This is a genomic window from Streptomyces sp. NPDC000404 (genome assembly GCF_040300365.1).
Lineage (GTDB): Bacteria > Actinomycetota > Actinomycetes > Streptomycetales > Streptomycetaceae > Streptomyces > Streptomyces ramulosus.
This window is the reverse complement of sequence record NZ_JBEPDN010000022.1, coordinates 59933-78850: the sequence shown is the minus strand read 5'-3', so window position 1 is coordinate 78850 and position 18918 is coordinate 59933. Positions and strand designations below refer to the sequence as shown.

Below are 18918 nucleotides of genomic sequence, written 5' to 3'. Positions count from 1 at the left end.
AGCTCGGTCCGGGTGCGGGGCAGTCGGTCGGTCACAGCCGCTTGACCCCCTTGATGCGAGCGGCCTTGTTGCGCGCGGAGCGGCCGAGGAGGCCGCCCCGGGAGGAGCGGGCCGGCTTCGGCGCCCGGCCGGGCTTCATCCCGCCGCGGGACGCCTTGAGGCCGGTGCCGGTGGTCATCCAGCCGTACGCGGGCTCCCGCCCGGCGACCGAACCGCTCGGGCTGCCGGGGCCGTCGCCGGTCAGCGGCTCGCCCTCCAGGCGGCGGGCGAGCGCCATCACGCCGGGGACGATGAACGGGGCGAGCAGCAGGTCGTAGACGGTGGCGCTGAGGACCAGACCGCCGACGCCGACGTGCCGGGCGGTGGTGTCGCCGACCAGCGCGCCGACGCCCGCGTAGAGCAGGGTGGAGACGACGGCGGCGCCGAGGACGGCGAGCAGCGGGACGGTCGCCGAGCGGTGGCGGCCGTTCTCCGGGCGGGTCAGGCCCGCGGCGTAGCCGACGATGCAGAGCACCAGCGCGTAGCGGCCGATGGCGTGGTCGGACGGGGGCGCGAGGTCGGCGAGGAGGCCGGCGGCGAAGCCGACGAGAGCGCCGCCGACGTGCCCGTAGACCAGGGCGAGGCCGACGACGACGAGGAGCAGCAGGTCCGGTACGGCGCCGGGGAGTTGGAGCCGGGCCAGGACGCTGACCTGGAGGACCAGGGCGACGATCACGAGCGGGACGGTCAGCAGGATCCGGTAGAGGCGCATCGGTCAGCTCCTAGTATTCGCCGTCGGTCGGGTCGGCGGTGACGGTGACCGTGGGCGTCGGCCGGGGCTTGGCCGGCGGCGTCGGCAGCACGGTGTCCCGCGGGTCCTGGCGCGGCGGCTGGACGACCACGCCGACGACGTCGAGCTGGGAGAAGGCGACATAGGTGCTGACCTGGACGGTGCGGGTCAGATCGCCGTTGGACGGCTCGACCTTGACGACCCGGCCGACCGGCACACCAGGCACGAACGGCTTGTCCTTGCTGGAGCCGAAGGTGACCATCCGGTCGCCCTTCTTCACCGCCGCCTTGCCGTTGAGGAGCTGCACCCGCATCGCCCGGCCGCCCTGACCCGAGGCGAAGCCGATCTCGTTGGTCTTCTCCATACGGGTGCCGACGGTGAAGTCCGGGTCGTTGGCGAGCAGGATGGTGGCGGTGGAGGTGCCGACGGTGGTGACGCGGCCGACGAGCCCGTCGCCGTTGAGCACCGTCATGTCGCGGGCGATGCCGTCCCGGCTGCCCGCGTCGATGGTGACCGTCCAGGAGAAGCCCTGGGCGGCGCCGATGGCGATGACCTGGGCGCCCTTGATGCCGTACTGGCCGGCGCCGGCGGTCTTGAGCATCTTGTCCAGCTCGGCGGCGCGGTTGCGGTTGCGGTCGGACGAGCCGAGCCTGGCCTTCAGGGCGGCGTTCTCGCGTTCCAGCGCGGCGATCCTGGTGTGCCGTTCGCCCGAGTCGCGTACCGCGCCGATGGCGTTGCCGATCGGGTTGACCGCTCCGGCGACCCCGTTCTCGACGGGGCCGAAGGCGGAGGCGGCGGCCTGGCGGGCACCGTCGAGCGGGGACTGTTCGCCACCGCGGATGTCCACCGTGATCAGCGCGAACGCGATGGCGACCAGCAGCACAAGTAGCAGCCGGCTCTCTCGTGTGTCCCTCACGTGCGGCGGCCGTGTCCTTCCTCGTAGGACCGGCCGGCTGCGGGCCCGCGCCGGTCTCGTTCGGGAGTGCTGAGCGTTGTGCCTGTGTGTGCGGTGGCTGGTGGTGCGGGGTCAGTCCACCGGATTTTTCGGGGTGTTGGGGCGGTGCCGGGAGGCCGACGGGGCCCGTCCCGGAGTGGTCCTGTATATCAGCGGGCCGGGAAAAGAACGGGACGGCCCTCCGCCATGGTGCCCGTCCGGCGCGGACGCCGCAGGGCGTCCGCGCCGTGGACGGTCCGGTCGGGTTACCTGCGCGGCTGGGAGTCGAGGACCTGCTGGAGCGCCTCGAACTCCTCGACGCACTTGCCGGAGCCGAGCGCGACGGAGTCGAGCGGGTCCTCGGCGATGTGGATGGGCATACCGGTCTCGCGGCGCAGCCGCTCGTCGAGACCGCGGAGCAGGGCGCCGCCGCCGGTGAGGACGATGCCGCGGTCCATGACGTCGCCGGACAGCTCCGGCGGGCACTTGTCGAGGGTCGTCTTGACCGCGTCGACGATGGAGTTGACGGGCTCCTCGATGGCCTTGCGGACCTCGGCGGCGGAGATGACGACGGTCTTCGGCAGCCCGGAGACCAGGTCGCGGCCGCGGATCTCGGTGTGCTCGTCCTGCTCCAGGTCGTACGCCGAACCGATGGTGATCTTGATGCTCTCGGCGGTCCGCTCGCCCAGCAGAAGGCTGTACTCCTTCTTGATGTGCTGGATGATCGCGTTGTCCAGCTCGTCGCCGGCGACGCGGATGGACTGGGCCGTCACGATGCCGCCGAGCGAGATGACGGCGACCTCGGTGGTGCCGCCGCCGATGTCGACGACCATGTTGCCGGTGGCCTCGTGGACCGGCAGTCCGGAGCCGATCGCGGCGGCCATCGGCTCCTCGATGATGTGCACCTGCCGCGCACCCGCCTGCGTCGACGCCTCGATGACGGCGCGGCGCTCGACGCCGGTGATGCCGGAGGGGACGCAGACCACGACCCGCGGGCGGGCCAGATACCGCCGCTTGTGGATCTTGAGGATGAAGTACCGGAGCATCCGCTCGGTGATCTCGAAGTCGGCGATGACGCCGTCCTTGAGGGGCCGTACGGCGACGATGTTGCCGGGGGTGCGCCCGATCATCTTCTTCGCCTCGGCGCCCACCGCGAGGATGCCACCGGTGTTGGTGTTGATGGCCACGACCGAGGGCTCGTTCAGCACGATCCCGCGACCCCTGACGTACACCAGCGTGTTGGCGGTGCCGAGGTCGACAGCCATGTCACGGCCGATGAACGACATGTTGTTCCCCATGAGGATACGTCTGGCCTTCCCAACTGGAGCGAATGCTTACTTGAGGTCGGCAGGAGGTGATGGTGATGCGCCAACGCGGCGCGGAAGCTTCATCGTAGTTCGTCGCGCCGCCCGCTCGAACACGGCGGTGGGCGCCACTTGCGCCATTGTCGGCGGTAGCCGCACCCGCCTTACTCAACGGTGACGTCGTGTCGCGGAGTCGCGTTCCCCAAAACGCCCTTCATATGCCAGGAGGCGACCGGTGATTTCCCCGGTCGCCCCTGGTCACGAGCGGTATACGCGCGATGATGTGTCAGGAAAGGCCGGGAAAGAAAATCTTGATCTCCCGCTCGGCGGACTCTTCGGAATCCGAGGCGTGGATCAGATTCTCCCGGGTGATCGTGCCGAAGTCCCCACGAATGGACCCACTCGGTGCGGTAATCGGGTCGGTGGGACCGGCGAGCGCGCGGACGCCCTCGATGACCCGCTCGCCCTCGACGACGAGGGAGACCACCGGGCCGGACGACATGAAGGTGACCAGCGGCTCGTAGAAGTCCCGGCCGACGTGCTCGGCGTAGTGCTGCTCCAGGATGGCGCGGTCGAGGGTGCGCAGCTCCAGGGCACCGATCGTCCAGCCGGCCTTCCGCTCGATCCGGCCGATGATCTCGCCGACCAGGCCACGACGGACCGCGTCAGGCTTGAGAAGGACGAGAGTGCGCTGGCTCATGAAGAAGGCTCCTTGGAAAGAACGGGACTGCGGTGAGGCGAGGCTACAGGGAAGCGGCCCGCACCCGGCGGGCGGGACCGCGGGCGGGCGCCGCCCGCACGGTGCGCCGCCGGGGCGCCACGCACCGGCACCGCACGGGCCACCGGGCCGCTCCGCCCCGCACGCCGCCGCCGCGCGGCGGACGCTACGCGGCCTCCGCCTCCGCCTCGGCCATCGCCGCCCAGCGGGCCTTCGCCTCGTCGATCTTCCGGCCGTAGTGCACCGACGCCCACCACAGGGCGGCGAAGACCAGGCCGAGGAAGAACATCGTCGGGACGATGAAACCGCTGGCGATCAGGGCTATCTGCAGGGCCCAGCCCAGCTGCACGCCGCCGGGGCGGGTCAGCGCACCGCACAGCAGGACGCAGAGCAGCATCGCGATGCCGCTGACCGTCCAGACCGTGGCCGCCGGGAGGTCGTTGAGCTGCATCGCCACCAGACCGGCGAAGCCGATGACGAAGAACTCGCCGATCAGGGTGCTCGCACAGAGCGTACGCATCGTCAGCCTCTCCTCAGCAGCAGCCGGGCCTCGCCGACCGTGATCACCGAGCCGGTGACCAGCACACCGGCTCCGGAGTACTCGCCCTCTTCCTCGGCGAGGGTGATCGCCGCCTCCAGGGCGTCGTCGAGCCTCGGCTCGACCTGGACCCGCTCGCTGCCGAAGACCTCGACGGCGACCGCGGCCAGCTCGTCCGGGTCCATCGCGCGGTGGCTGGAATTGCGGGTGATCACGACCTCGGCGAAGACCGGCTCGAACGCCTCCAGGAGGCCCCGGACGTCCTTGTCGTCGCTGGCGCCGACCACGCCCACCAGACGGCTGAAGCCGAACGCCTCGGTGACGCCGTCGGCCGCCGCCCGGGCGCCCGCCGGGTTGTGCGCGGCGTCCAGCACGACCGTCGGGCTGCGGCGGACGACCTCCATGCGGCCCGGCGAGGCGACGGAGGCGAACGCCCGGCGGATGGTGTCGATGTCCAGGCTGCGGGCGTGCGCGGAGCCGATGCCGAAGAACGCCTCGACCGCGGCGAGCGCCACCGCGGCGTTGTGCGCCTGATGGGCGCCGTAGAGCGGCAGGAAGATCTCCGGGTACTCGCCGCCCAGACCGCGCAGCGTCAGCATCTGCCCGCCGACCGCGACCTCACGGGAGAGCACGCCGAACTCCATGCCCTCACGGGCGACGGTGGCGTCCACCTCGACCGCGCGCTTGAGCATCACCGACGCCGCCTCGACGGGCTGCTGCGCCAGCACGACCGTCGCGTCCTTCTTGATGATTCCGGACTTCTCGGCCGCGATCTTCTCGGGGGTGTCCCCCAGCCGGTCGGTGTGGTCCAGCGCGATGGGGGTGATCACCGCGACATCGCCGTCGATGACGTTGGTCGCGTCCCAGGTGCCGCCCATGCCGACCTCGACGACGGCGATGTCCACCGGGGCGTCGGCGAACGCGGCGTACGCCATCGCCGTCAGCACCTCGAAGAACGACAGCCGGTACTCCTGCTGGGCGTCGACCATCTCGATGTACGGGGCGATGTCCCGGTACGTCTCGATGAAGCGCTCGGCGGAGATCGGCGCGCCGTCCAGGCTGATCCGCTCGGTGACGGACTGGACGTGCGGGCTGGTGTACCGGCCGGTGCGCAGGTCGAAGGCGCCGAGCAGCGCCTCGATCATCCGGGCGGTGCTGGTCTTGCCGTTGGTGCCGGTGATGTGGATGGCGGGGTAGGCACGGTGCGGGGAGCCGAGGATGTCCAGCAGCGCCTCGATGCGCTGGATGGACGGGTCGAGTTTGGTCTCTCCCCAGCGGCCCCCCAGCTCCTCCTCGACCGCGCGCAGCGCACGGTCGGTCTCGGGGTCCTCGGGCCGGGCCGGCACGTCCCCCTGCGGGGGTCCGGCCTGGGCGCGCAGGGTGCGGCTGCCGGCCTCGATCACCGCGAGATCGGGGTCGCGCCGGGTCTCGGCGTCGACCATCTCCTCGAAGGCGTCGGTCTGCTCGGGGTCGTCGTTCTGGGGGCTCTCGCTCACGCCGACCAGTCTACGAGTCACCCCTGACAACGGTCTCGCCCGCACCGCGGCCCGCGGACCTTCCCAGGCCACGGGCGTGCGGCCGGGACGCGGCCGCCCGGCGCACCCCGCGGCCCGCCGGACCGGAGGGCGCCGCTCGCGCCGCCCGGCCCGGTGCGGTCACCGCAGCGCCGCCTTCATCATCGCCCGGGCGACCGGCGCCGCCAGCCCGTTGCCGGAGACCTCGTCACGCGCGGCGCCGCTGTCCTCGACCATCACCGCGACCGCCACCTGCCGCCCCCGGTCGTCCTGCGCGTACGACACGAACCACGCGTACGGGGTACCGCTGTTGTCGACGCCGTGCTGCGCGGTGCCGGTCTTGCCGCCGACGGTCAGGCCGTCGATCTTGGCGTTGGTGCCGGTGCCCTTCTCGACGACGGTGCGCATCGCGGAGCGCAGCTGCTCGGCGGTGTGCGCTGACATCGTCCGGCCGTACGACTTCGTGCCCGGCTCCTCCAAGGTGTTGCCGGAGCCGTCGGTGATCCGGTCGACCAGCTGCGGGGTCTTCAGCTCGCCGCCGTTGGCGATGGCGGCGGCGACCATCGCCATCTGCATCGGGGTCGCCTGGTCGTCGAACTGCCCGATGCCGGAGAGCGCGGTCTGCGCCTCGTCCATGTCCTTCGGGTAGACGCTCTTGCCGGTCCGCACCGGGGTGTCGATCTTCGCGTCGTTGAAGCCGAACTTCTCCGCCTGCGCCCGGACCTTGTCCTTGCCCAGGTCGGCGGCCATCTTCGCGAAGACGGTGTTGCAGGAGTACCGGAGCGCGGTGCGGATGTCCGCGTTCTCGCACGGCGCCGAGGCGCTCTCGTTGGTCAGCTGGGTGCGGGTGTGCGGCAGGGTGTACGGATCGGGGCTGCGGGTCGGCTCGTCCACCGAGGAGTACAGCCCGTTCTCCAGTGCCGCCGCCGCGACGACCAGCTTGAAGGTGGAGCCGGGCGGCAGCGCCTGGCGCAGCGCGCGGTTCACCTCGGGGCTGTCCGGATCGTCGCTCAGCGCCCGCCACGCCGTGGCGTCCTTGTCGTCCGATCCGGCGAACTTCCCCGGGTCGTACGAGGGCGTGCTGACCATTCCGAGGATCTTGCCGGTGGCCGGGTCGAGGGCGACGGCGGCGCCCTTCTTGCCGCCGAGCGCCGCGTACCCGGCCTTCTGCACCGACGCGTCGATGGTGGTGGCGACGTCGCCGCCCTTGGGGCGCTTGCGCGCGAGCGCGTCCGCCGGGGACTGCAGGCGGCTGTCGGTGCCGTCCAGGAGGTCGCCGTAGAGCGCCTCCAGCTGGGTGGATCCGTAGACCTGCGAGGAGAAGCCGGTGACCGGCGCGTAGAGCGCGCCGTCGGTGTAGGTGCGCTTGTACCGCAGCGATCCGGAGGTCTCGGCGGAGCCGGTGACGGGGTGGTCGTCGACGAGGATGTTGCCCATCGGGGCGGCGTACTTCCCTATGGCGACCCGGGGGTTGTGCGGATCGCTGCGGTACGAACCGGCCTTGGCTCCCTGGATCCAGGTCACCCAGGCCATCAGCGCGATGATCAGCGTCAGGCAGAAGACCGAGACCCGGCGCAGAGGTTTGTTCATGATCGGCGCTGCTCCTCACGGTTCGGGCGGTACCTCCGGAAAGTCCGGCGGCCCCGCCCCAGGGTCACCCGTCTTGATGAGAGCGCGATGAAAATGACCTTTCGGCCCGGCCGGGGAACTTTTCCGCGCATTCCCCCCTCTTCGTCGGAGGGGTCTCCGCGGGCCCCTTTCCGGTACGAGCGGACGGAATACGGGAGCGAAGAAAGTGCCGCCGACGCGTCAGCGGATGCATTTGGTGCTGCTCACCGCCTGGACGGTGCTGTGGTTCGCCGTGGTCGAGCCGCACGGCGGCTTTTCCTGGCACTACCTGCGGGCCGGCGGTGAGCTGCTCTACCAGGGCTCGGCCGGCGACGGCACCGGCGGCCTCAACCTCTACGCGCACCACCCCGAGCTCCAGATGGGGCCGGTCAGCTTCCTGGTGGCCGGGGTCTTCAACCCGTTCCCCGAGGCCACCGGGCAGTTCCTGGCCGCGGCGCTGATGTCGCTGCTCGGCCTGGTGATCACGGTGCTGGCCGGGCGCAGCGCCGCCGAGCACTTCCTGGGCACCGGCACCAACCACCGGCGGCTGCGGCAGCGGGTGCTCATCGCCGGGCTGGCGTTCATCCCGATGTGGATCGAGGTCGCGGTCCGCTTCGGCCACCTCGACGACGTCCTCGCGCTCTTCTTCACCGCCCTCGCCGTCCGCTTCCTGACCCGCGGCAACCCGGCCCTGACCGGCGTCTGCCTGGCGCTGGCGATGGACGCCAAGCCCACCGCCCTCGCCTTCCTGCCGCTGCTGCTGGCGCTGCCCCGGCGGCAGTGGCTGCGGGCCGGGCTGTGGTGCGCGGCGCTGGTCGCCCTCGCCTGGCTGCCGTTCTTCCTGGACTCCCCCGACACGGTGGCCGCGGCGCGCTTCACCATCCCCAACCATCCGGCGTCCGCGCTGCGCTGGCTGGGCGTCGGCGACCCCGAGACGCCCGGCTGGGACCGCCCCGCCCAGGCGGCGCTGGGCCTGACGCTCGGCTCGCTGGCGGTGTGGCGGGGCCGCTGGGCCGCCGTGGTGCTGCTCGGCGCCAACGCCCGCATCGTCCTCGACCCCAGCGTCTACACGTACTACACGGCGTCGGTGCTGCTGGGCACGTTGCTGTGGGACGTCATCGGGCAGCGGCGGCTGGTGCCGTGGTGGAGCTGGCTGGCGCTGCTCACCCTCTACGGCAGCGTCTTCGTCGTCCCGGACGATGCGGCGCGCGGGCTGATCCGGCTGGGCTTCGTGGCGGTGTCCACGGCGTACGTCCTGCTGTGGCCGGTGCGCGAGCGGGGCTCCCGGGGACGGCGCAGGCCCCCCGCCGGTGAGGGCGAGGGGCCTGCGGTGCGCATTCCGGGGCAGTCCCCGGGCGCGGTCATGCCTGCGGGAGCGCCGCCAGCTGAGCGGTGATCCGGACGAGGTCCGCCTCGGCGGTCTCCAGCCGGCCGCGGATCTTGTCCACGACCTTCTCCGGCGCCTTGGCGAGGAACGCCTCGTTGCCGAGCTTGCCCAGCGCCTGCGCCTTCTCCTTCTCGGCGGCGGCCAGGTCCTTCGTCAGCCGCTTGCGCTCCGCCTCGACGTCGATCGCGCCGGAGAGGTCCAGCGCGACGGTGGCGCCGGCGACGGGCAGCGACGCGGTGGCGCTGAACTCCTCGCCGGCGGGCTGCAGACGCAGCAGCGAGCGCATGGCCGCCTCGTGCGCCACCAGCGGCGTACCGGCCAGCTCCAGCTGCGCGGGCACCTTCTGGCCGGGCTGGAGACCCTGGTCGGAGCGGAACCGGCGGACCTCGGTGACGACCTGCTGGACCAGCGCGATCTCCTGCTCGGCGGCCGCGTCCCGGAAGCCGGAGTCGGCCGGCCAGTCGGCGACGACCAGCGACTCGCGGCCGGTCAGCGTCGTCCACAGCGTCTCGGTGACGAACGGCACGATCGGGTGCAGCAGCCGCAGCGTGGTGTCCAGGACCTCGCCCAGGACCCGCGCCGAGACCTTGGCGCCCTCGCCGCCGGCCATGAACGTCGTCTTGGACAGCTCGACGTACCAGTCGAAGACCTCGTCCCACGCGAAGTGGTAGAGGGAGTCGGCGAGCTTCGCGAACTGGTAGTCGTCGTAGTACGCGTCGGCCTCGGCCACGACGGTGTTCAGCCGGGAGAGGATCCAGCGGTCGGTGGCGGACAGCTGCTCGGCCGGGGGCAGGTCGCCCTCGATCGTCGCGCCGTTCATCAGCGCGAAGCGCGTCGCGTTCCAGATCTTGTTGGCGAAGTTCCGGGACGCCTGGACCCAGTCCTCACCGATCGGCACGTCGGTGCCGGGGTTGGCGCCGCGGGCCAGCGTGAACCGCAGGGCGTCGGAGCCGTACTTGTCCATCCAGTCCAGCGGATTGACGGTGTTGCCGAACGACTTCGACATCTTCTTGCCGTGCTCGTCGCGGACCATGCCGTGGAACGCGATGGTGCGGAAGGGCACCTCGTCCATGGCGTAGAGGCCGAACATCATCATCCGGGCGACCCAGAAGAACATCAGGTCATAGCCGGTGACCAGCACGGAGTTCGGATAGAACTTCGCGAGGTCCGCGGTCTTCTCCGGCCAGCCCAGCGTGGAGAACGGCCACAGGCCGGAGGAGAACCAGGTGTCGAGGACGTCGGTGTCCTGCTCCCAGCCCTCGCCGCTCGGCGGCTGCTCGTCCGGGCCGACGCAGACGGTCTCGCCGTTCGGGCCGTGCCAGACCGGGATGCGGTGACCCCACCACAGCTGCCGGGAGATGCACCAGTCGTTGAGGTTGTCGACCCAGTCGAAGTAGCGCTGCGACAGGTCGGCGGGGTGGATGTCCACCCGTCCGTCGCGGACCGCGTCGCCCGCCGCCTTGGCGAGCGTGTCGACCTTCACCCACCACTGGAGCGACAGCCGCGGCTCCAGCGTGGTCTTGCAGCGCGAGCAGTGGCCCACGGAGTGGACGTACGGCCGCTTCTCGGCGACGATCCGGCCCTCGGCGCGCAGCGCGGCGACGATCGCCGAGCGCGCCTCGAAGCGGTCCAGACCCTCGAACGGGCCGTGCGCGGTGATGATGCCGCGCTGGTCCAGGACCTCGATCGACTCCAGGTTGTGGCGCTGGCCGATGGCGAAGTCGTTCGGGTCGTGGGCGGGCGTGACCTTGACGGCGCCGGTGCCGAATTCCGGGTCGACGTGGGTGTCCGCGACGACCGGGATGGTGCGGCCGGTCAGCGGGAGCGCGATCTGCTTGCCGATGAGGTGGGCGTAGCGCTCGTCGTCCGGGTGGACGGCGACGGCGGTGTCGCCGAGCATCGTCTCGGCGCGGGTGGTGGCGACGACGATGGTGTCCTCGCCCTCGCCGTACTTCATGGAGACGAGCTCGCCGTCGTCGTCCTGGTAGTCGACCTCGATGTCGGAGATGGCCGTCAGACAGCGCGGGCACCAGTTGATGATGCGCTCGGCGCGGTAGATGAGGCCCTCGTCGAACATCTTCTTGAAGACGGTCTGGACGGCGCGGGAGAGGCCCTCGTCCATGGTGAAGCGGTCGCGGTCCCAGGCGACGCCGGTGCCCAGGCGCCGCATCTGCCCGGCGATCTGACCGCCGGACTCGGCCTTCCACTGCCAGACCCGCTCGACGAACGCCTCGCGGCCCAGGTCGTGGCGGGACTTGCCCTCCTTGGCCAGCTCCCGCTCGACGACGTTCTGCGTGGCGATGCCCGCGTGGTCCATACCGGGCTGCCACAGCGTCTCGTAGCCCTGCATGCGCTTGCGGCGGGTGAGGGCGTCGATCAGGGTGTGCTCGAAGGCGTGGCCCAGGTGGAGCGAGCCGGTGACGTTCGGCGGGGGGATGACGATCGTGTACGGGGGCTTCTCGCTCTTCGCGTCGGCGGTGAAGTAGCCCCGCTCTACCCAGCGCTCGTACAGCGGCCCCTCTACGTCGGCCGGCGTGTACTGAGTCGGCAGTTCGGGGGCGCTGTGGTTGCTCTGCTGAGTGTTCTCGGTCACGACCGACAGTGTACGGGCGCGGATGTCGCAGCTTCGAATCGGTTTCGCCCCCGGGGCACCGGCTGTCAGCGGCGTCGTACAGGATGTGTCGGGACAGGACACGGCCTGTCGCCAGTAGTCACGAGGGGAACCGCTCCATGAGCTTCAACCAGCCGCCGCCCGGACCGTACGGCCAGCAGCCGCAGCAGCCCGGACCGTACGGTCAGCCGCAGCCCCCGGCCCCGCAGCCCGGCTACGGCTATCCGCAGCAGGGCGCCCCGGTGCCCCCGCAGCAGGGCTACGGCTACCCCCAGCAGGGCGCACCCCAGCAGGCTCCGTACGGCCAGCCGCAGCAGCCGGGCCCCTACGGCCAGCAGCAGGCCCCGTACGGCCAGCAGCAGACGCCGTACGGCTCGATCCCGCAGGGCACGCCGCCCGCCTCCGGCGGCAACGGCAAGAAGATCGGCATCATCGTCGGCGCGGTGGCCGTCGTCGCGGCGATCGGCGTGGGCGCCTACTTCGCGTTCGGCTCGGGCGGCAGCGTCCCCCCGTACACCATCGTCCTCAAGGACAAGCTGGTGGACGGCGAGTACACCAAGGCACCCGACCGGCCCGGGGCGGAGACCTCCAAGGACTTCTCCGACGACAAGGAGCTCCGGGCGATGGGGATCACCCACAGCAAGGCCGTGACGGGTTCCTACTCCAACGCCGGCGATCAGCTCCTGGGCGTGACGGGCATCTACGGCGAGGTCGCGGACCCGAATTCGGCCGCCGACGCCCTCTTCGCCAAGATCGACGCGGAGCAGAAGAAGCAGCAGGCGCGGTCGAAGACGACGATCGAGACGACGGTGCCGGCCACCTCGTACTCCCCCGACGGCTTCGACGGCGCCGTGCTGAAGTGCCGGACGCAGAAGATCACGGTTTCCGCGAGTGGAGCCTCCGCCGCCATCACGGCGTCCACCTGCATCTGGGCCGACAGCAGCGCCGTCGGCGTCGTCAACTCCCAGGCCAAGCCCGACCCCTCGGGCGCCTCCGGTGCGCAGGCGCTCTCCGCGGAGCAGCTGTCGGAGAAGACCGCGAAGGTCCGCGAAGAAGTGCGCCAGGAGAAGTAGCGCGCGAGCGCGACGGAAAGCCGCCCGGCAGCGATGTGCTGCCGGGCGGCTTCGTGTGTACGGGACGGGCGCGAGCCGCCCGTGCTCAGGCGCTCTTCTCGTGCGGCTCGCCCGACTCGCCGCGGCTGCGCGGCACCAGGGTCGGGTTGACGTTGGAGTGCACGACGTCCTCGGTGATGACGACGCGGGCCACGTCCTTGCGGGAGGGCACCTCGTACATCACCGACTGGAGGACCTCCTCCATGATGGCGCGCAGCCCACGGGCGCCGGTGCCGCGCAAGATCGCCTGGTCGGCGATGGCCTCCAGGGCCGGGCGGTCGAAGTCCAGCTCCACGCCGTCGAGTTCGAAGAGGCGCTTGTACTGCTTGACGAGGGCGTTGCGCGGCTCGACGAGGATCTGCAGCAGCGTCTCGCGGTCGAGGTTGTGGACCGAGGTGAGGACGGGCAGCCGGCCGATGAACTCCGGGATCATCCCGAACTTCACCAGGTCCTCCGGCATGACGTCCTTGAGCTGGTCCTTCGACTCGATCTCGCGCTTGGAGCGGATCGTGGCGCCGAAGCCGATGCCCTTGGCGCCGGACCGCGCCTCGATGATCTTGTCCAGGCCGGCGAACGCGCCGCCCACGATGAACAGCACGTTCGTCGTGTCGATCTGGATGAACTCCTGGTGCGGGTGCTTGCGCCCGCCCTGCGGCGGCACCGAGGCGGTGGTGCCCTCCAGGATCTTCAGCAGCGCCTGCTGGACGCCCTCGCCGGAGACGTCACGGGTGATCGAGGGGTTCTCGCTCTTGCGGGCGACCTTGTCGATCTCGTCGATGTAGATGATCCCCGTCTCGGCCTTCTTGATGTCGAAGTCCGCGGCCTGGATCAGCTTGAGCAGGATGTTCTCGACGTCCTCGCCGACGTATCCGGCCTCGGTGAGGGCGGTGGCGTCCGCGAAGGCGAACGGGACGTTCAGCATCCGGGCGAGGGTCTGCGCGAGCAGCGTCTTGCCGGAGCCGGTGGGGCCGAGCAGCAGGATGTTGGACTTCGCCAGCTCGATGCCCTCGTCGCCGCGGCCACCGCCGTTCTCGCCCGCCTGCACCCGCTTGTAGTGGTTGTAGACGGCCACCGAGAGGGCCTTCTTGGCGGGCTCCTGGCCGACGACGTAGCCGCCCAGGAACTCGTAGATCTCGCGGGGCTTGGGAAGCTCCTCCCAGCGCACCTCGGAGGTCTCGGCCAGCTCCTCCTCGATGATTTCGTTGCAGAGGTCGATGCACTCGTCGCAGATGTACACACCAGGTCCCGCGATGAGCTTCTTCACCTGCTTCTGACTCTTTCCGCAGAACGAGCACTTGAGCAGGTCGCCGCCGTCACCGATGCGTGCCACGAGGTGCTTCCCCTTCGCCTGGGATCCGCATTGCTCCTACGGACCCGGGTGCTTGCCTATCGACGGTACCTTGCCGGGCCCTTCGTACGGGCCCCCCTTGGACCGACTCCGTCGAACCGGTCCAAGGGGGCGCGCGCCCGGCGCCTGTGCGATACCGCTAGCCCATCGAGACCGACGCCTTGCGCGTCGACACGATCTGGTCGACCAGACCGTACGCCAAGGTCTCCTCGGCGGTCAGGATCTTGTCGCGCTCGATGTCGTCCCGGATCTTCTCGATCGGGGTGGAGGAGTGCTTGGCCAGCAGATCCTCCAGCTGCGAACGCATCCGCAGGATCTCGTTGGCGGCGATCTCCAGGTCGGAGACCTGGCCGCGGCCGGTCTCGCTGTACGGCTGGTGGATCAGCACGCGGGCGTTGGGCAGCGCCATCCGCTTGCCGGGGGTGCCGGCGGCGAGCAGCACGGCGGCGGCGGAGGCCGCCTGGCCCATGCAGACCGTCTGGATGTCGGGCTTCACGAACTGCATCGTGTCGTAGATCGCGGTGAGCGCCGTGAAGGAGCCGCCCGGGGAGTTGATGTAGATCGAGATGTCACGGTCGGGGTCCATCGACTCCAGGCACAGCAGCTGCGCCATGACGTCGTTGGCCGACGCGTCGTCGATCTGCACGCCGAGGAAGATCACCCGCTCCTCGAAGAGCTTCGCGTACGGGTCGTACTCACGCACGCCCTGCGAGGTGCGCTCCACGAAACGCGGAACGATGTAGCGGGACTCGGCGCGCGGGCCGGAAAACTCGGACTCGGCGCCCTGGTACAGGCCGCTGCCGGGGAAGTTGTTCATCGGGAGGTTCACCGTCCTGGTGGCGATCAAGGGGCTGGGTGGCTGTGGGGCGAGTGGTCCGCGGGCTCAGGCCCCGGTGCCGCCCCCGCCCGGAACGCCGGCGGCGGAGGTCATGACATCGTCGATGAGGCCGTACTCCTTGGCCTCGTCGGCGGAGAACCAGCGGTCACGGTCGGAGTCCTGGGTGATCCGCTCGACGGTCTGACCGGTGTGGAAGGCGGTCAGCTCGGCCATGCGCTTCTTGGTGTGCAGCAGCCGCTCGGCGTGGATCTTGATGTCCGACGCGGAGCCGGCGAGACCGGCCGAGGGCTGGTGGATGAGGATCTCCGCGTTGGGCAGCGCGAACCGCTTGCCCGGGGTGCCGGCGCTCAGGAGGAACTGCCCCATGGAGGCCGCCAGGCCCATGGCGATCGTCACCACGTCGTTCTTGATGTACTGCATGGTGTCGTAGATCGCCAGGCCGGCCGAGATCGAGCCGCCCGGGGAGTTGATGTAGAGGAAGATGTCCTTGTCCGGGTCCGCGGCCAGGAGAAGCAGCTGCGCGGTGATCTTGTTGGCGATGTCGTCGTCGACCGGCTGGCCGAGGAAGATGATCCGCTCGCCGAGCAGCCGGTTGTAGACCTGGTCGCCGAGGCCACCGAAGGTCGGCTCAGCGGCGGCGGAAGGCATCGGGATCGTCACGTGTCCACCTGCTCGTTGTCGGACGGTACGGAACCGTCTCAGCGTCGTCTGCCGGGGCGTGGGGGTCTGCGCCGTACGGTGTGGCCCCGGCGCGTTTCGAAAGACTCCCCTGCCCTCGTATCTACGGACCCTAACGCGCAGGTCGGACAACGCCATCCCGCTTGGAGAACTGTTCGCTGTGAGCGCAGGCTCACCGGGCGGTGACGAGCACGGGCCCGAACACACGCAAAGGCGCGTTCGGGCCCGTGATCAAGGGGTGCGGGAGGCTGCCGGAGCTCAGCTCTCGGTCTTCTCCGCGGCCTCGGTGCCCTCGGCCTCGGCGACGACCGTCTCGGCGGTCTCGTCCTCGTCGTCCAGCTCGACGACCTCGCCGTTGCTGTCCTTGACGGTGGCGGCCTCGACGACGACGGCGAGCGCCTTGCCGCGGGCGACCTCGCCGACGAGCATCGGCACCTGGCCGCCCTCGACGACGGCCTGGGCGAACTGGTCGGGGGACATGCCGGAGGACTGCGCGCGGCGCATGAGGTGCTCGGTGAGCTCCTCCTGGCTGACGTTCAGCTTCTCCTTGTTGACCAGCTCATCGAGGATGAACTGGGTCTTGATGCCCTTCTCCGCCTGCTCCTTGGTCTCGGCGTCGAACTCTTCCTCGGTCTTGCCCTGGATCTCCAGGTACTTCGCGAGGTCGAGGCCCATCTGGCCGAGCTGGTGGTTGACCAGGTTGTGCTTGCGGGTGTTGATCTCGTCCTCGAGGAGCTTCTCGGGGATCGGGACCTCCACGAGCTTGAGCAGCTCCTCGAGCACCTTCTCCTGGGCCTGGGTGGCCTGGTCGTACTTCTTCATCTGCTCAAGGCGCTTGGCGCTGTCGGCCTTCAGCTCGTCGAGCGTGTCGAACTCGCTGGCCAGCTGCGCGAAGTCGTCGTCCAGCTCGGGCAGTTCGCGGGCGGCGACGGCGGTGACGTCGACCTTGACCTCGGCCTCCTTGCCCTGGGCGGAGCCGCCCTTGAGCTCGGAGGTGAAGGTGGCGGTGCCGCCGGCCTCGACGCCCTTGACCGCGTCGTCGATGCCGTCCAGCAGCTCGCCGGAGCCGACGGTGTAGCTGACGCCCTTGGCGACGCCGTCCTCCAGGACCTCGCCGTCCACCTTGGCCTCGAGGTCCAGCGTCAGGACGTCGCCGTCCTGCGCGGCGCGCTCGACCGGGGAGGTGGAGGCGAAGCGCTCACGGAGCTGCTCGACCGACTTCTCGATGTCCTCGTCCGACACGGTGACGGCGTCGACCTCGACCTCGATGCCGGAGTAGTCCGGGATCTCCAGGGCGGGGCGGACGTCGACCTCGGCGGTGAAGGCCAGCAGCTCGCCGTCCTTCAGCTCGGTGATGTCGACCTCGGGCTGACCGAGGACGTTCAGCTCACCCTCGTTGACCGCTTCGGTGTAGAACTTCGGGAGCGCGTCGTTGACGGCCTCCTCCAGCACGGCGCCGCGACCGAACCGCTGGTCGATGACGCGGGCAGGGATCTTGCCCTTGCGGAAGCCCTTCACCGTGACCTGCTGGTTGATCTTCTTGTACGCCGCGTCGAGGCTGTCCTTGAGCTCCTCGAAGGGCACCTCGACAGTGAGCCGAACCCGGGTCGGGTTCAGGGTCTCCACGGCGCTCTTCACGGTTCGGTCTCCTTGGGGCTGACTTCTGGGGTTCTGCTCGGATCTTCCGGGATGGTCCCGCGGTGCGGGCCCCGGCCGATCGCGCCCGGTACAGAGACACACGGGCACGCAGCTTGCATAGTAACCGCAAGGACGACGGCACCGACAACGCGACCTCGCGGGCCCGTACGGCGGGCGCCCGCGATGCGTATCGACCGAGGTCGGAGGGGCACCTCCGAAAATCCGGAGGTGGTCGGCGGGCCGCGCCCGGGGAACCGGTCCACCGGGACGTACGCCGTGAATACTGCTGGTCGGGGTGGCCGGATTCGAACCGACGACCTTCCGCTCCCAAAGCGGACGCGCTACCAAGCTGCGCCACACCCCGTCGGTGCGACACGTAGGGTACATGGCCGATGGCGCTGCGGCTGCCGGATATCCGGGCGTGGTCAACGGGTGTGCGGTGGAGGGGTCCGACCCGCTACAGTGCACTGCGTGCCGGGGTCGCGACGACCTGTGGCGCATGCGGGCGTAGCTCAATGGTAGAGCCCCAGTCTTCCAAACTGGCTACGCGGGTTCGATTCCCGTCGCCCGCTCAGCGAAGCGAGAGGCCCTGGACCTGCCGGTCCGGGGCCTCTTGCCGTATGCGGGCCCGGCGGGGCGCTCTAGGGTGACCGGCATGGAGATCTGGATCAATCCCGCGTGTTCCAAGTGCCGTTCCGCGGTCGGCCTGCTCGACGAGGAGGGGGCGCGGTACACGGTGCGCCGCTATCTGGAGGAGCCGCCGACGGCGGAGGAGATCCGGGCCGTGCTGGGGCGCCTGGGGCTGGAGCCGTGGGAGATCACACGGACGCAGGAGGCCGAGGCGAAGGAGCTGGGGGTGGCGTCCTGGGAGCGGTCGGACGCCGGGCGGGAGCGGTGGATCGAGGCGCTGGCCGCGCATCCGCGGCTGATCCAGCGGCCGATCATCACCGCCGACGACGGTACGGCGGTCGTCGGGCGCACCGAGGACGCGGTGCGCTCCGCGCTGGCGCGGGACGCGCGAGGCGACCGGGCCGGGAGCTGACACGGATCCGGGGCCGGGCCGCGGGTGCGGTCCGGCCCCGGGGCCGGCGGGCGGTGCCGCGCGGTGTGCCGCCGGGCGGCGGCGGGGCGCGCTCAGAACGTGATGTGGTTGATCGTGTCCGCGAGGGAGTTGAAGAACCGGTTTATGGACGGGGCCATGCCGGTGGACGCGAGGAAGAACCCGAAGAGGATGGCGACGATCGCCGGGCCCGGCTTGATCGTTTTGCCGCGGATCAGCACGATCAGCACGATCCCCAACAGCAGCACCACTGACAGCGACAGAGCCACACAGATCACACCCTCGGTCGGAAGCCTCGCCGGCCGGGAAGTGTGCAGCTGCGCACACCCCCGCAGGCACCCCATCGTGCCACCAAGTCACTTCCCACCGCATACGGGTGACGAATCATCGGCCAAGGCTTTGCCCGCTTCGTTCCGTTGAGGGGTGAAGCGGAGGAACGTCGCGCTCGTGCGGCGGGCCGGGGGCGTTTCGGCAAGGTGCCAGGAAGCGGGCGCGGGGGCGGCCGGGCGGGGCACCGTACGGTGCGGGCGGCGCGGAGGGAAACGGTACGCACCGCGGGAACGGCAATTCGGCCGGAATATTTCGTCACGCCTGGCCGGTAAGTGACGTTCGCCACTGCGTTATTCACCCGGCGGCGCCGGTGCATTTGCCGCGCGAGCACCGGGGCGCATTCCCCGATGTGGCATCACTCACGCGCACCGCGGTGACGCATGACGGGAAGATATGACCTTTCCTTCGACGGGATGCGTGTACCTTATCGACCGTTTTATGGGGGTGAAATGCCACAGAACAGCGTGTCGGTCGGGGAGTTCAGGGAGCCGTGCGGCATTCGGGCGGGATATCGCGGAGCGCCGCGCGGAA

General features: G+C 70.3%; 16 protein-coding genes and 2 tRNA genes. 4 read left to right on the top strand and 14 right to left on the bottom strand.

The genetic code is table 11. The features are described 5' to 3' along the window. Nucleotides 1-31 precede the first annotated feature (31 nt). The 7 genes from mreD to ABT345_RS32305 form a co-directional block, all read right to left on the bottom strand. The gene (gene mreD / locus ABT345_RS32335) at nt 32-751 is read right to left on the bottom strand and encodes a rod shape-determining protein MreD (RefSeq protein WP_345084110.1); all 720 of its coding nucleotides are present in this window, start codon (nt 749-751) and stop codon (nt 32-34) included. Between the two features lie 10 nt (nt 752-761). Then, complete coding sequence (mreC, locus tag ABT345_RS32330) at nt 762-1685, bottom strand: rod shape-determining protein MreC (RefSeq protein ID WP_345084113.1); 924 nt, start codon at nt 1683-1685, stop codon at nt 762-764. A 284-nt stretch (nt 1686-1969) separates the two neighbouring features. After that, complete coding sequence (locus tag ABT345_RS32325) at nt 1970-2989, bottom strand: rod shape-determining protein (protein ID WP_003985182.1); 1020 nt, start codon at nt 2987-2989, stop codon at nt 1970-1972. 304 nt (nt 2990-3293) lie between these two features. Next, on the bottom strand, nt 3294-3707 hold the full coding sequence (gene ndk / locus ABT345_RS32320) for a nucleoside-diphosphate kinase (RefSeq protein ID WP_345084116.1): 414 nt from the start codon (nt 3705-3707) through the stop codon (nt 3294-3296). A 184-nt stretch (nt 3708-3891) separates the two neighbouring features. Then, nucleotides 3892-4245: a DUF4233 domain-containing protein gene (locus ABT345_RS32315; protein ID WP_345084119.1), complete on the bottom strand. Its 354-nt coding sequence runs from the start codon at nt 4243-4245 to the stop codon at nt 3892-3894. 2 nt (nt 4246-4247) lie between these two features. After that, nucleotides 4248-5759, bottom strand: coding sequence for a bifunctional tetrahydrofolate synthase/dihydrofolate synthase (folC, locus tag ABT345_RS32310; RefSeq protein WP_345084122.1), 1512 nt, complete (start codon nt 5757-5759; stop codon nt 4248-4250). Between the two features lie 159 nt (nt 5760-5918). Continuing rightward, complete coding sequence (locus tag ABT345_RS32305; RefSeq protein ID WP_345084125.1) at nt 5919-7367, bottom strand: peptidoglycan D,D-transpeptidase FtsI family protein; 1449 nt, start codon at nt 7365-7367, stop codon at nt 5919-5921. 226 nt (nt 7368-7593) lie between these two features. Here ABT345_RS32305 and ABT345_RS32300 point away from each other — a divergent pair, with 226 nt between their 5' ends. Then, complete coding sequence (locus tag ABT345_RS32300; RefSeq protein WP_345085113.1) at nt 7594-8781, top strand: hypothetical protein; 1188 nt, start codon at nt 7594-7596, stop codon at nt 8779-8781. Here the strand turns inward: ABT345_RS32300 and ABT345_RS32295 are convergent. Next, complete coding sequence (locus ABT345_RS32295; RefSeq protein ID WP_345084128.1) at nt 8747-11365, bottom strand: valine--tRNA ligase; 2619 nt, start codon at nt 11363-11365, stop codon at nt 8747-8749. The genes ABT345_RS32300 and ABT345_RS32295 overlap by 35 nt on opposite strands. 137 nt (nt 11366-11502) lie before the next feature. Between ABT345_RS32295 and ABT345_RS32290 the strand changes: the two genes are divergently transcribed. Continuing rightward, on the top strand, nt 11503-12456 hold the full coding sequence (locus tag ABT345_RS32290; RefSeq protein WP_345084131.1) for a hypothetical protein: 954 nt from the start codon (nt 11503-11505) through the stop codon (nt 12454-12456). Between the two features lie 85 nt (nt 12457-12541). Here ABT345_RS32290 and clpX read toward each other — a convergent pair whose 3' ends face one another. The 5 genes from clpX to ABT345_RS32265 all read right to left on the bottom strand — a co-directional run bounded on the left by clpX (nt 12542) and on the right by ABT345_RS32265 (nt 17361). Further along, complete coding sequence (gene clpX / locus ABT345_RS32285; RefSeq protein ID WP_345084134.1) at nt 12542-13825, bottom strand: ATP-dependent Clp protease ATP-binding subunit ClpX; 1284 nt, start codon at nt 13823-13825, stop codon at nt 12542-12544. Between the two features lie 157 nt (nt 13826-13982). Continuing rightward, the gene (locus ABT345_RS32280; RefSeq protein ID WP_030283914.1) at nt 13983-14660 is read right to left on the bottom strand and encodes an ATP-dependent Clp protease proteolytic subunit; all 678 of its coding nucleotides are present in this window, start codon (nt 14658-14660) and stop codon (nt 13983-13985) included. A gap of 66 nt (nt 14661-14726) precedes the next feature. Then, nucleotides 14727-15329 (bottom strand): ATP-dependent Clp protease proteolytic subunit, encoded by a 603-nt coding sequence (locus tag ABT345_RS32275; RefSeq protein WP_030283915.1) that lies wholly within the window; start codon nt 15327-15329, stop codon nt 14727-14729. A gap of 288 nt (nt 15330-15617) precedes the next feature. Then, the gene (gene tig, locus ABT345_RS32270) at nt 15618-16997 is read right to left on the bottom strand and encodes a trigger factor (RefSeq protein ID WP_345084139.1); all 1380 of its coding nucleotides are present in this window, start codon (nt 16995-16997) and stop codon (nt 15618-15620) included. Nucleotides 16998-17284: 287 nt separating this feature from the next. After that, a tRNA-Pro gene (locus ABT345_RS32265) sits at nt 17285-17361 on the bottom strand. A gap of 137 nt (nt 17362-17498) precedes the next feature. Between ABT345_RS32265 and ABT345_RS32260 the strand changes: the two genes are divergently transcribed. Then, nucleotides 17499-17569, top strand: a tRNA-Gly gene (locus ABT345_RS32260). Between the two features lie 83 nt (nt 17570-17652). Beyond that, nucleotides 17653-18039: an arsenate reductase family protein gene (locus ABT345_RS32255; RefSeq protein ID WP_345084142.1), complete on the top strand. Its 387-nt coding sequence runs from the start codon at nt 17653-17655 to the stop codon at nt 18037-18039. A gap of 92 nt (nt 18040-18131) precedes the next feature. On the opposite strand, the gene ABT345_RS32250 is transcribed toward ABT345_RS32255, so the two are convergent. Then, the gene (locus ABT345_RS32250; RefSeq protein WP_030283919.1) at nt 18132-18326 is read right to left on the bottom strand and encodes a hypothetical protein; all 195 of its coding nucleotides are present in this window, start codon (nt 18324-18326) and stop codon (nt 18132-18134) included. Nucleotides 18327-18918: the final 592 nt, after the last annotated feature.

Coding starts and splice junctions, on each gene's coding strand:
- ABT345_RS32325 (WP_003985182.1), bottom strand. CDS start 2,989: ATGTCGTTCATCGGCCGTGACATGGCTGTCGACCTCGGCACCGCCAAC.
- ABT345_RS32255 (WP_345084142.1), top strand. CDS start 17,653: ATGGAGATCTGGATCAATCCCGCGTGTTCCAAGTGCCGTTCCGCGGTC.
- ABT345_RS32280 (WP_030283914.1), bottom strand. CDS start 14,660: ATGAACAACTTCCCCGGCAGCGGCCTGTACCAGGGCGCCGAGTCCGAG.
- mreD (WP_345084110.1), bottom strand. CDS start 751: ATGCGCCTCTACCGGATCCTGCTGACCGTCCCGCTCGTGATCGTCGCC.
- ABT345_RS32305 (WP_345084125.1), bottom strand. CDS start 7,367: ATGAACAAACCTCTGCGCCGGGTCTCGGTCTTCTGCCTGACGCTGATC.
- ndk (WP_345084116.1), bottom strand. CDS start 3,707: ATGAGCCAGCGCACTCTCGTCCTTCTCAAGCCTGACGCGGTCCGTCGT.
- ABT345_RS32300 (WP_345085113.1), top strand. CDS start 7,594: ATGCATTTGGTGCTGCTCACCGCCTGGACGGTGCTGTGGTTCGCCGTG.
- ABT345_RS32275 (WP_030283915.1), bottom strand. CDS start 15,329: ATGCCTTCCGCCGCCGCTGAGCCGACCTTCGGTGGCCTCGGCGACCAG.
- ABT345_RS32290 (WP_345084131.1), top strand. CDS start 11,503: ATGAGCTTCAACCAGCCGCCGCCCGGACCGTACGGCCAGCAGCCGCAG.
- ABT345_RS32315 (WP_345084119.1), bottom strand. CDS start 4,245: ATGCGTACGCTCTGTGCGAGCACCCTGATCGGCGAGTTCTTCGTCATC.